Origin of the sequence: Escherichia sp. KTE31, from assembly GCF_000407925.1 — a bacterium.
GTDB lineage: Bacteria > Pseudomonadota > Gammaproteobacteria > Enterobacterales > Enterobacteriaceae > Escherichia > Escherichia ruysiae.
On the sequence record NZ_KE136726.1, the window covers coordinates 239799 to 251672 of the forward strand.

The 11874-nt window shown below is 50.9% G+C and carries 12 protein-coding genes; 4 read left to right on the plus strand and 8 right to left on the minus strand.

Annotated elements, in window-relative coordinates; genetic code table 11:
• Nucleotides 1-14: 14 nt before the first annotated feature.
• Complete coding sequence (locus tag WES_RS04455) at nt 15-503, minus strand: 4Fe-4S dicluster domain-containing protein (RefSeq protein WP_016159662.1); 489 nt, start codon at nt 501-503, stop codon at nt 15-17.
• The gene (gene ygfT, locus WES_RS04450) at nt 500-2422 is read right to left on the minus strand and encodes a formate-dependent uric acid utilization protein YgfT (protein WP_016159663.1); all 1923 of its coding nucleotides are present in this window, start codon (nt 2420-2422) and stop codon (nt 500-502) included. The genes WES_RS04455 and ygfT overlap by 4 nt, the downstream gene beginning before the upstream one ends.
• Before the next feature lie 434 nt (nt 2423-2856).
• Between ygfT and uacT the strand changes: the two genes are divergently transcribed.
• Together uacT and yqfG are read left to right on the plus strand one after the other, a co-directional pair.
• Nucleotides 2857-4305: a urate/proton symporter UacT gene (gene uacT / locus WES_RS04445; RefSeq protein WP_010347966.1), complete on the plus strand. Its 1449-nt coding sequence runs from the start codon at nt 2857-2859 to the stop codon at nt 4303-4305.
• 1 nt (nt 4306) lies between these two features.
• On the plus strand, nt 4307-4432 hold the full coding sequence (yqfG, locus tag WES_RS04440) for a protein YqfG (protein ID WP_016159664.1): 126 nt from the start codon (nt 4307-4309) through the stop codon (nt 4430-4432).
• Here yqfG and WES_RS24145 read toward each other — a convergent pair.
• The gene (locus WES_RS24145) at nt 4429-4500 is read right to left on the minus strand and encodes a hypothetical protein (RefSeq protein ID WP_123056740.1); all 72 of its coding nucleotides are present in this window, start codon (nt 4498-4500) and stop codon (nt 4429-4431) included. The genes yqfG and WES_RS24145 overlap by 4 nt on opposite strands.
• 54 nt (nt 4501-4554) lie before the next feature.
• On the opposite strand from WES_RS24145, the gene idi reads away from it, so the two are divergent.
• The gene (idi, locus tag WES_RS04435; RefSeq protein WP_016159665.1) at nt 4555-5103 is read left to right on the plus strand and encodes an isopentenyl-diphosphate Delta-isomerase; all 549 of its coding nucleotides are present in this window, start codon (nt 4555-4557) and stop codon (nt 5101-5103) included.
• 43 nt (nt 5104-5146) lie between these two features.
• Here the strand turns inward: idi and lysS are convergent, their stop codons facing one another.
• From lysS to xerD, 5 genes are all read right to left on the minus strand, one after another.
• Nucleotides 5147-6664 carry a lysine--tRNA ligase gene (gene lysS, locus WES_RS04430; RefSeq protein WP_000003093.1) on the minus strand — a complete coding sequence of 506 codons (1518 nt, stop codon included), beginning with the start codon at nt 6662-6664 and terminating at the stop codon, nt 5147-5149.
• Between the two features lie 9 nt (nt 6665-6673).
• Nucleotides 6674-7772 (minus strand): peptide chain release factor 2 gene (gene prfB, locus WES_RS04425; protein ID WP_001701073.1). Its coding sequence is split into 2 segments (ribosomal slippage): nt 6674-7696 and nt 7698-7772, totalling 1098 coding nucleotides; the frame shifts between segments, so codons are not numbered across the junction.
• Nucleotides 7773-7862: 90 nt separating this feature from the next.
• Entirely contained in the window at nt 7863-9596 is a 1734-nt protein-coding gene (gene recJ, locus WES_RS04420; protein WP_000813172.1) for a single-stranded-DNA-specific exonuclease RecJ, read from the minus strand.
• A gap of 5 nt (nt 9597-9601) precedes the next feature.
• Nucleotides 9602-10312: a bifunctional protein-disulfide isomerase/oxidoreductase DsbC gene (dsbC, locus tag WES_RS04415; RefSeq protein ID WP_016159666.1), complete on the minus strand. Its 711-nt coding sequence runs from the start codon at nt 10310-10312 to the stop codon at nt 9602-9604.
• A gap of 24 nt (nt 10313-10336) precedes the next feature.
• Nucleotides 10337-11233 carry a site-specific tyrosine recombinase XerD gene (xerD, locus tag WES_RS04410; RefSeq protein ID WP_000806649.1) on the minus strand — a complete coding sequence of 299 codons (897 nt, stop codon included), beginning with the start codon at nt 11231-11233 and terminating at the stop codon, nt 10337-10339.
• A 111-nt stretch (nt 11234-11344) separates the two neighbouring features.
• Between xerD and fldB the strand changes: the two genes are divergently transcribed.
• Nucleotides 11345-11866: a flavodoxin FldB gene (gene fldB, locus WES_RS04405; protein ID WP_001055874.1), complete on the plus strand. Its 522-nt coding sequence runs from the start codon at nt 11345-11347 to the stop codon at nt 11864-11866.
• Nucleotides 11867-11874 lie beyond the last annotated feature (8 nt).

Here is an 11874-nt window from a genome sequence, read left to right on the forward strand (position 1 = left end):
CGCGGAGATTTCTATCAGAGAGGATTCTCGCCGCTGGCAGCAATACGCTGCTGGCGGATTTGCCTGAGTTCTCTCTCAGTCATCAACTGCAACGCCTGCGTTGGGCAAGATTCAACGCAGGCTGGCCCCTCTTCCCGCTGTTCACAGAGATCGCATTTCACGATGAGTTGGCGAGTATGTCCGGGCAAAGACTGAACAGTGATCATCCCAAACGGGCACGCACTGACACAACTCTGACAGCCAATACAGCGGGCAGAATTTGCCTGTACCACCTGTTCGCCCATCGTCAGCGCCTGCACGGGGCAAGCGCCAACACAAGGGGCGTTTTCGCACTGATGGCACATCACCGGCGCACTAATGTTGTTCAGACGCTGCACTTTTAAACGTGGGAGAAAGAAACTCGCATTCAACTCCTGTTCTAACGGATGGGCGACCACGCAAGCCACTTCGCAAGTACGACAACCAATGCAGTCAGCTGGATTAACGATAATTAACGATTTCATCGCGACGCCTTCGTATTAAACATGGCTAACATATCGTGTGCCGCCTGTCTTCCTGCGGCCATTGCGGTGACGACCAGATCCGCACCATGAACGGCATCACCACCGGCAAAAACCTTTTTCAGATGCGTCTGGGTGGATAAATGCCCTGCATCGCCGGTTTTTATCAGACCCCATTTATCAAGTTTAATGCCGCTGCCCTGCAACCACGGCATGGCATGTGCCTGGAAGCCAAAGGCCATAATCAGCACATCGGCGGGCAGTTCAAACTCAGATCCCGCCACCGGACGTGGACGACGGCGACCATCAGGCCCCGGCTCACCCATTGCGGTACGAATCAAGCCCACCGCCTTTAAGCGCCCGTTATCATCAAGAGCGATATATTGCGGCTGAACATTGAACAGAAACTCAACGCCTTCCTCACGCGCATTAACCACCTCTTTTCGCGAGCCGGGCATACTGACTTCATCACGCCGATAAGCACAGGTCACACTGGCGGCCTTCAGGCGAATGGATGTGCGCAGGCAATCCATTGTTGTATCGCCGCCCCCCAATACGACAACTCGCTTACCTTCTACGTCCGTCAGCGGATACTCTTCAGACTCCGGCAATCCCATGAGCTGGCGGGTATGGGCAGTCAGGAACGGTAGAGCCTGAATGACACCGGGCGCATCTTCATGCGGCAGATCTGCTCGCATCATCCCGTAAGTCCCCACGCCGATGAAAACTGCATCATATTCAGAAGTTAAATCGCTAAAGGTAATATCTCGGCCAATTTCACAGTTAAGATGAAAGTCAATTCCCATTGCGGTGAATATCTCTCGCCGCTGGCTTAATACCGTTTTATCGAGTTTGAAAGGAGGAATGCCAAAAGTCAGCATACCGCCAATTTCTGGATGGCGATCAAAGACATCGACCTGAACTCCTGCGCGTGCCAGGATATCGGCACACCCCAGTCCTGCTGGCCCGGCACCAATCACAGCTACCCGTTCCATACGCGGAACGACCTGGCTGACATCGGGACGCCAGCCCATCGCCAGCGCAGTATCAGTAATATAGCGTTCCAGATTGCCGATAGAGACTGCGCCAGAGTGATCTTTCAAAGTACATGCGCCCTCACAAAGCCGATCCTGCGGACATACCCTGCCGCAGATTTCTGGTAAGGAGCTGGTCTGGTGGCAGAGTTCTGCCGCTTCAATAATCTTCCCTTCCTGTACCAGATGGATGTAATCCGGAATGGCGTTATGCAACGGACAATGCCAGTTACAGTTGGCTTTTTTGGCACAATAAACACAGCGGTCACTCTCATAAGTTGCTTGTTGCGGATCCAGTCCACAATAGATTTCGCCAAAGTGGGTTTTACGCTCACTCGCTGAAATTTTATCTGCACCTTTACGCGGGTTAACGGGGAGCAACGCTGCACGGCGAGATGGCTGAGCATCTGATGACGCCTTTCCTTCTGCCGTTTTGCGCTGGCGGGTCATCTTTATCTGTTGTAATCCTTTATCATCCATCAGCCTTAACGCCTGCGTTGGGCAGACCTCAATACAGGCTTGCGCGCCGGAACTGCGCTGGTTACAAAGGTCACATTTCTGCGCAATAGAACCGACCATCTCGATTACGCCAAAGGGGCAAGCGATTGCGCATCTTTTACAACCAATACACTTTTGCTCGTCCAGTTGTACGCTATCAGGCTGGAAAGTCAGAGCATTTACCGGGCAAACCGTAACGCAGGGGGCATTGTTGCAATGATGACAGGCCACCGGATTCGCGTGCAGGCCTTTCCCAACAATGTGAATACGGGGTCTAAAGTCACTGTAGCTCTGCGGCCAGTTTTCTTGATTGTGTGCCGCCGCACAGGCAATTTCACAGGCATGACAGCCTATACATTCCGCAGCTTCAGCAGCGATAAACTTATTCATTTGCATCCCTTTCATTTGATGAGTTATGTCTTCTCAAATGTCGCGATGCAATAAACGGGCATATATTATAAAATGTGTCCGCTTTAATGATATTTTGCGACTGAGGTCAAATTATTACCCCTCAATCTGTGCCGCTTTCATTAATTAAACTCCATCGCTGAAAACAGAGTAATCCAACTCAAAAGCATTAAATGCGAGAGTGCAACATGCCAGAATGATTAAAGACATATCAATATGAGAAAATTAAAGATAATTCCATTGTCTTATTCTTTTCTCATTTTCTCGGTTTAACCAGGATTATGTGATTGCCTCCGCATTTCCATTCTATAACTTCCCTTCCTCGTTAAAACTGGCATCCCACGAGCATGTCATTAAACAGTTTTATTAACGTAAACGGTTGCATTTCACTCTGGCGAGCGAAAGGAGAATGACTGATGAGCGCCATAGATTCCCAACTTCCCTCATCTTCAGGGCAAGACCGCCCCACCGATGAGGTTGACCGCATATTATCACCAGGAAAGTTGATCATACTCGGTCTGCAACACGTACTTGTGATGTATGCAGGCGCAGTCGCTGTACCACTGATGATTGGTGACAGACTCGGCCTTACCAAAGAGGCGATAGCGATGCTTATTAGCTCCGACCTCTTTTGCTGCGGTATCGTCACACTTTTGCAATGCATTGGCATCGGTCGTTTTATGGGGATTCGCCTGCCCGTTATTATGTCAGTGACCTTTGCAGCTGTAACGCCAATGATAGCTATCGGGATGAACCCGGATATCGGGCTGCTGGGGATTTTTGGCGCAACCATCGCAGCCGGATTTATCACCACATTATTAGCGCCGCTTATTGGTCGCTTAATGCCTTTGTTTCCACCGCTGGTTACCGGTGTGGTTATTACCTCTATCGGGCTGAGTATTATTCAGGTGGGCATTGATTGGGCTGCGGGAGGTAAAGGAAATCCGCAATATGGTAATCCCGTTTATTTAGGAATCTCCTTCGCAGTCTTAATTTTCATCTTGCTTATTACTCGCTATGCAAAAGGATTTATGTCCAATGTTGCCGTATTACTGGGGATTGTATTTGGCTTTTTACTTTCATGGATGATGAATGAAGTCAATTTATCCGGGCTGCATGATGCTTCGTGGTTTGCGATTGTTACGCCGATGTCGTTTGGTATGCCGATTTTCGACCCCGTTTCTATTTTGACCATGACCGCAGTTCTCATCATCGTATTTATTGAGTCGATGGGGATGTTCCTGGCACTGGGTGAAATAGTCGGTCGTAAGCTCTCTTCGCACGACATTATTCGCGGGCTGCGCGTGGATGGCGTAGGAACCATGATCGGCGGAACGTTTAACAGTTTTCCGCATACATCTTTTTCACAAAACGTCGGTCTGGTCAGCGTGACGCGCGTTCATAGCCGCTGGGTGTGTATTTCTTCGGGGATTATTTTAATTCTGTTCGGCATGGTGCCGAAAATGGCGGTGCTGGTGGCTTCCATTCCGCAATTTGTGCTGGGCGGCGCGGGGCTGGTGATGTTCGGCATGGTGCTGGCAACAGGGATTCGGATTCTGTCGCGCTGTAACTACACCACCAACCGTTACAACCTTTATATTGTGGCAATCAGTCTCGGCGTTGGCATGACTCCGACGCTTTCTCACGATTTTTTTTCTAAATTACCGGCCGTACTGCAACCGTTGCTGCATAGCGGCATTATGCTCGCAACCCTTAGCGCCGTTGTGCTGAACGTCTTCTTTAATGGCTATCAGCATCATGCTGACCTGGTGAAGGAATCCGTCTCTGATAAAGATCTAAAAGTCAGGACAGTACGTATGTGGCTTCTGATGCGCAAGCTGAAGAAAAATGAGCATGGAGAATAATATGAATCTTTTAATGCGCGCTATATTCAGTCTGTTATTACTCTTAATGATCTCCATTCCTGTCATTTCTGACTGCGTTGCAATGGCTATTGAAAGCCGCTTCAAATATATGATGTTGCTTTTTTAAATGGTCTTTCTCTGTCGGCATCCGCTCAAAACGGGCGGTTGTCGATAAACGCTCACTTGGTTAATCATTTAACACTTCTGTTATCTATAATGACGAGTGATTAGAATTACATGTGAGAAATTATGCAAACGGAACACGTCATTTTACTGAATGCACAGGGAGTCCCTTCGGGTACACTGGAAAAATATGCTGCACACACGGCAAATACCCCCTTACATCTCGCGTTCTCCAGTTGGCTGTTTAATGCCAAAGGGCAATTATTAGTTACCCGCCGCGCACTGAGCAAAAAAGCATGGCCGGGTGTGTGGACAAACTCGGTTTGTGGGCATCCACAACTGGGAGAAAGCAACGAAGACGCAGTGATCCGCCGTTGCCGCTTTGAACTGGGTGTGGAAATAACATCACCAGAACTGGTCTATCCTGACTTTCACTATCGCGCTACCGATCCGAGTGGCATTGTCGAAAATGAAGTGTGCCCGGTATTTGCCGCTCGCGTAATCAACGAGTTACAGCCCAACAATGATGAAGTGATGGATTATCAATGGTGTGATTTAGCAGATGTATTACACGGTATTGATGCTACGCCGTGGGCGTTCAGCCCGTGGATGGTGATGCAGGCAGCCAATAGCGAAGCCAGAAAACAATTGTCTGCATTTACGCAGCTAAAATAAAAAACCCCGACGGTTGCCGGGGTTATGTGCTTACGCGTAATACTTATTTTACCGGACGCATCGCCGGGAACAGAATAACGTCGCGGATAGTATGGCTGTTGGTGAAAAGCATAACCATACGGTCGATACCAATTCCCAGACCTGCTGTCGGCGGCAGACCATGTTCCAGCGCAGTAACGTAATCTTCATCGTAGAACATTGCTTCATCGTCGCCTGCGTCTTTCGCCGCAACCTGATCCAGGAAACGCTGCGCCTGATCTTCTGCATCGTTCAGTTCGCTAAAGCCGTTACCAATCTCACGACCGCCAATAAAGAATTCAAAGCGATCGGTGATTTCCGGGTTGACGTCGTTACGACGCGCCAGCGGAGAAACTTCAGCCGGGTATTCAGTAATGAAGGTCGGCTGAATCAGATTCGCTTCTGCCACTTCGTCAAAGATCTCGGTCACAATACGACCCAGCCCCCAGCTCTTCTCAACGTGAATGCCGAGAGATTCAGCAATCGCTTTCGCAGAGTCGAAGTTATCCAGATCTGCCATGTCGGTTTCCGGGCGATATTTCTTAATCGCTTCACGCATGGTCAGTTTTTCGAACGGCTTACCGAAGTCCAGTACCACATCACCGTAGGTTACTTCGGTCTTACCGAGAATATCCTGCGCCAGAGTGCGGAACAGCGATTCGGTCAGTTCGATCAGATCTTTGTAATCCGCGTAAGCCATATAGAGTTCCATCATGGTGAACTCTGGGTTATGGCGTACGGAGATACCTTCGTTACGGAAGTTACGGTTGATTTCGAACACTCGTTCAAAGCCGCCAACCACCAGACGCTTAAGATACAGTTCCGGCGCAATACGCAGGTACATGTCGAGATCCAGCGCGTTATGATGGGTGATAAACGGACGCGCAGCCGCACCGCCAGGGATCACCTGCATCATCGGGGTTTCAACTTCCATAAAGCCGCGATTCACCATGAACTGGCGAATGCCAGAGAGGATCTGTGAGCGCACTTTAAAGGTGTTGCGGGAATCATCGTTAGAGATGAGATCCAGATAACGCTGACGATAACGCGCTTCCTGATCTTGCAAGCCGTGGAATTTATCCGGCAGCGGGCGCAGTGCTTTGGTCAGCAGACGCAGCTCGGTGCAGTGGATCGACAGTTCGCCGGTTTTGGTTTTAAACAGCTTACCTTTTGCGCCGATAATATCGCCAAGATCCCATTTCTTAAATTGATCGTTATAAACGCCTTCCGGCAGATCATCACGAGCTACATACAGCTGAATGCGACCACCGACATCCTGCAGGGTAACGAAAGAAGCTTTACCCATGATTCGGCGAGTCATCATGCGACCAGCTACAGCGACTTCGATGTTCAACTCTTCCAGCTCTTCGTTCTCTTTACCGTCGAAGTCTGTATGCAGTTGGTCAGAAGTATGGTCGCGACGGAAATCATTCGGAAAGGCAATCCCCTGCTCGCGCAGGTTCGCCAGCTTTTCGCGACGTGTTTTCAGTTCATTGTTAAGATCGGTTACCGCGTCAGTGCCTTGTACGTGTTGTTCAGACATGTTGGTTCCTTATAACCCAGCTTTCAAACTTGCTTCGATAAATTGATCCAAGCTGCCATCCAGCACTGCCTGCGTGTTGCGGGTTTCAACCCCGGTACGCAGATCTTTAATGCGGGAGTCATCAAGGACATAAGAACGAATCTGGCTGCCCCAGCCGATGTCAGATTTATTGTCTTCCATCGCCTGTTTCTCAGCATTCTTCTTCTGCATCTCCAGCTCATAAAGCTTCGCTTTCATCTGCTTCATGGCCTGGTCTTTGTTCTTGTGCTGGGAACGGTCATTCTGGCACTGGGTCACAATCCCGGTCGGGATGTGAGTAATACGCACCGCAGATTCGGTACGGTTAACGTGCTGACCGCCTGCACCGGACGCGCGATATACATCAATGCGCAGATCCGCTGGGTTGATTTCGATATCAATATCGTCATCCACTTCTGGGTAAACAAACGCGGAACTAAACGACGTGTGACGACGACCGCCGGAGTCAAACGGGCTCTTACGCACCAGACGGTGAACGCCGGTTTCTGTGCGCAGCCAACCATAAGCGTAATCGCCGGAGATCTTGATAGTCACGGATTTGATACCCGCCACTTCACCTTCTGACTCTTCGATAATTTCAGTTTTGAAACCGCGCGATTCTGCCCAGCGCAGATACATACGCTCAAGCATACTTGCCCAGTCCTGTGCTTCCGTACCGCCGGAACCTGCCTGGATATCAAGGTAGCAGTCGGCGCTGTCATATTCGCCGGAGAACATGCGGCGGAACTCAAGCTGCGCCAGTTTTTCTTCCAGGGCGTCGAGTTCAGCAACGGCTTCGTTAAAGGTTTCTTCGTCGTCAGCTTCTACAGCCAGTTCCAGCAGACCGGAAACATCTTCCAGCCCTTGTTTCATTTGGTCGAGGGTATCGACAACAGCCTCGAGAGAGGAACGCTCTTTACCCAGCGCCTGCGCACGTTCGGGTTCGTTCCAGACATCCGGCTGTTCCAGCTCGGCGTTTACTTCTTCCAGACGCTCTTTCTTGGCGTCGTAGTCAAAGATACCCCCTAAGAACGTCGGAGCGTTCCGTGAGGTCCTGAATGCGATTATTTACCGGATTAATTTCAAACATGGTCTGATTTCTTTTATTGAGCTAGTCAAAATGCGGTGATAAGAGCGGGATTGTACCCAATCCACACTCTTTTTTATAGAGAAGACGACGCTAAAGTGGCCAGATATTATCGATGATAATCTGTAGACTGCGGTTGCCACGAAACTCGTTGATATCCAGCTTGTAGGCCAGTTGAACTTCACGCACGCCGTTATCCGGCCAGAGGGCAGTATCAACATTAAAAGCAATACCATCCAGCAGCGGGCCGCCGCCGACCGGTTCAACCATGACCTTCAGATGGCGCTCCCCCACCAGCCGCTGTTGCAGCAGGCGGAAATGACCGTCAAACAGCGGTTCCGGGAACATCTGCCCCCACGGACCGGCATCACGCAGCAGTTGCGCAACTTCCATGGTCATCTCCGCTGCACTTAACGGGCCGTCGGAAACCACTTCACCCTGTAATAATGCCGGATCCAGCCACTCGGTAACCAGTTCGCCAAAGCGTTGCTGAAAGAGTTCGAATTTGTCCTCTTCCAGTGACAATCCTGCCGCCATCGCATGACCGCCAAACTTGAGCATCATGCCAGGGTAGAGCGTGTCTAACCGCTCCAGCGCGTCGCGCATATGCAGTCCCTGAATGGAGCGCCCAGAACCTTTCAATGTACCGTCGCCCGCAGGCGCAAAGGCGATAACCGGACGATGAAAACGCTCTTTGATGCGCGAAGCCAGAATACCAACGACGCCCTGATGCCATTCAGGGTGATACATTGCCAGCCCGCCAGGCAGCGTATCGCGGCTACGCTCCAGTTGCTCGCACAAAGTCAGTGCTTCGACCTGCATTCCCTGTTCAATCTCTTTTCGCGTCTGGTTTAGTGCATCAAGCTCATTAGCCAGAACGCGCGCTTCGCCGATGTTGTCGCAAAGTAACAGTGCCACGCCAACGGACATATCATCCAGTCGTCCGGCGGCATTGAGACGCGGCCCCAGCGCAAAACCTAAATCGCTGGCAGCGAGTTTTTGTGCATCGCGGTTTGCCACTTCCAGTAGAGCTTTAATCCCCGGACGGCACTTCCCGGCACGGATGCGACTCATCCCCTGCCAGGTCAGAATACGATTATTGGCGTCCAGCGGCACTACATCCGCCACCGTACCCAGCGCCACCAGATCCAGCAATTCCGCCAGATTCGGTATTGCGATACCACGTTCATCGAACCAACCCCGATCGCGCAAAAAGGTGCGTAACGCCAGCATCAGATAAAACGCTACGCCAACGCCTGCCAGCGATTTCGACGGAAACTCGCAGTCACGCAGATTGGGATTAATAATGGCTTCCGCCGCAGGTAAAGTTTCGCCAGGCAAATGATGATCGGTAACAATAACCGGAATGCCCAACGATCGAGCATGTTCAACACCTGCGTGGGAAGAAATGCCGTTATCAACCGTTACAATCAACTGCGCGCCACGCGCATGAGCCTGATCGACCACTTCCGGACTTAAGCCGTAACCGTCTTCGAAACGGTTCGGTACAAGGTAGTCGATGTTGTCACAGCCGAGAGAACGCATCGCCAGCACGCTCAGAGCTGTGCTGGTGGCACCGTCGGCGTCGAAATCACCGACCACAATAATCCGTGTTCCTTCGCGAAAAGCGTTGTAAAGGATCTCAACGGCCTTTTCGACACCGCTCAGTTGCTGCCAGGGCAGCATACCTTTAACGCTACGCTCCAGTTCCTGCGCGCTGCGCACGCCCCGGCTGGCGTATAAACGCCGCAGCAAGGGGGGCAGGTCAGCGGGCAGGTCTGCCGTTTCGTCGACTTCACGACGACGAAGTTGTATCTGTTGTTTCACGCGAATTATTTACCGCTGGTCATTTTTTGATGTTCGTCGAGGAATTCTTTCATCTCTTTCGGCGGCTGATAACCCGGAACCAGTGTGCCATTGCTCAGCACAACTGCCGGAGTTCCGCTAACGCCAAGCTGTACGCCAAGTGCGTAATGGTCGGCAATATCGATATCGCAACTTGCCGGGGTAACGGCTTTGCCTGCCATTACGTCATCGAAGGCTTTATTTTTATCTTTTGCACACCAGATGGCTTTCATTTGTTGCTCCGCCTGGCTTTCCAGTCCCTGACGCGGGAACGCGAGATAACGCACGGTGATCCCCAGCGCATTATAGTCAGCCATCTGCTCATGCATTTTGTGGCAGTAGCCGCAGGTAATGTCGGTAAACACGGTGATGACGTGCTTTTCTTGCGGCGCTTTGTAGATGATCATCTCTTTTTCGAGCGCGTTCAGTTGCTTTAACAACATCTGGTTGGTGACGTTGATCGGTGCCGCGCCGCTAACGTCATACATTGGCCCCTGAATGATATGTTTACCGTCATCGGTGATATACAGCACGCCGCTGTTAGTCAGCACGGTTTTCATACCAGCAACGGGCGCGGACTGAATATCGCTGCTTTTGATGCCCATTTTGGCTAACGTTTGTTGTATTGCCGCATCATCCGCCTGAACAAAGCCAGAAAACGCCGTCAACAAAGTAAACAACATAAAACCTTTCTTCATAAATCATCCCGTTCTTTTCAGCTATCACGCCCGAGGGTGATGCTGTTGATGAAGTTGCCGCAGACGCTCAGTAGCGACATGCGTATAAATTTGAGTCGTCGAGAGATCGCTATGACCCAGCAACATCTGCACAACGCGTAAATCCGCACCATGATTTAACAAATGGGTGGCAAAGGCGTGACGCAACACATGCGGCGACAGCTTTTCGCTGTCGATCCCCGCCAGCACGGCATAATGTTTAATGCGATGCCAGAAAGTTTGTCTCGTCATCTGCTGCGCACGCTGGCTGGGAAACAGTACATCAATTGACACACCGTTTAGCAACCACGGTCGCCCGTGTTCCAGATAGGTTTCCAGCCAGTAAACTGCCTCTTCACCTAACGGCACCAGGCGTTCTTTGTTGCCTTTACCAATTACCCGCACCACCCCCTGACGCAAGCTGATATCGCTCATCGTCAGCCCTACAAGTTCAGAGACACGCAATCCGGTAGCATACAGCACTTCGAGCATCGCTTTGTCGCGTAGCTCCAGAGGCTGATCAACCAGCGGCGCCTGCAATAACCTTTCGACTTGCGCTTCACTTAAATCTTTCGGTAGACGCTGGGGTAATTTTGGCGAAGCAAGATGCGCACTGGGATCGTCTTCACGAAACTTTTCGCGATAAAGATACTGGAACAATCGGCGCACCGCACTCAGCAAACGAGCGGAACTGGTGGCTTTATACCCGCCTTCCAGCCGTTCTGCCAGTAATGCCTGTAAGTCGCCGCTTTGCGCCGTTGCCAGCGTCAGTCCACGATGATGCAACCACTCCACCATCATTGACAGATCGCGACGATATGCGTTCAACGTATTTTCTGCCAGATTTTTTTCCAACCACAGGGCATCAAGAAACTGCTCAATGCGTGCCAGATCCTGTTTCACTTGCGCCCCTTATCGTTACTCGTTTGATCCATTATGCCTTATTGTGCCGTGACTAAAGCGATTCTGATACACTAGCCGCAAAAGCCACAGCAGAATCGAGAAGCTTACGTTATGAATATGGGTCTTTTTTACGGTTCCAGCACCTGTTATACCGAGATGGCGGCGGAAAAAATCCGCGATATTATCGGCCCAGAACTGGTGACCTTACATAACCTCAAGGACGACTCCCCTAAATTAATGGAGCAGTACGATGTGCTCATCCTGGGAATTCCGACCTGGGATTTTGGTGAAATCCAGGAGGATTGGGAAGCCGTCTGGGATCAGCTCGACGACCTGAACCTTGAAGGTAAAATTGTTGCGCTGTATGGGCTTGGCGATCAACTGGGATACGGCGAGTGGTTCCTCGATGCGCTCGGTATGCTGCATGACAAACTCTCGACCAAAGGCGTGAAGTTCGTCGGCTACTGGCCAACGGAAGGATATGAATTTACCAGCCCGAAACCGGTGATTGCTGACGGGCAACTGTTCGTGGGGCTGGCGCTGGACGAAACTAACCAGTATGACCTTAGCGACGAGCGTATTCAGAGCTGGTGCGAACAAATCCTCAACGAAATGGCAGAGCATTACGCCTGATGTCGCTG

Excerpts from the sequence above, each read along its gene's own strand:
- fldB (WP_001055874.1), top strand. The coding sequence starts at position 11,345 with ATGAATATGGGTCTTTTTTACGGTTCCAGCACCTGTTATACCGAGATG.
- ygfT (WP_016159663.1), bottom strand. The coding sequence starts at position 2,422 with ATGAATAAGTTTATCGCTGCTGAAGCTGCGGAATGTATAGGCTGTCAT.
- uacT (WP_010347966.1), top strand. The coding sequence starts at position 2,857 with ATGAGCGCCATAGATTCCCAACTTCCCTCATCTTCAGGGCAAGACCGC.
- lysS (WP_000003093.1), bottom strand. The coding sequence starts at position 6,664 with ATGTCTGAACAACACGTACAAGGCACTGACGCGGTAACCGATCTTAAC.
- WES_RS04455 (WP_016159662.1), bottom strand. The coding sequence starts at position 503 with ATGAAATCGTTAATTATCGTTAATCCAGCTGACTGCATTGGTTGTCGT.
- idi (WP_016159665.1), top strand. The coding sequence starts at position 4,555 with ATGCAAACGGAACACGTCATTTTACTGAATGCACAGGGAGTCCCTTCG.
- yqfG (WP_016159664.1), top strand. The coding sequence starts at position 4,307 with ATGAATCTTTTAATGCGCGCTATATTCAGTCTGTTATTACTCTTAATG.
- dsbC (WP_016159666.1), bottom strand. The coding sequence starts at position 10,312 with ATGAAGAAAGGTTTTATGTTGTTTACTTTGTTGACGGCGTTTTCTGGC.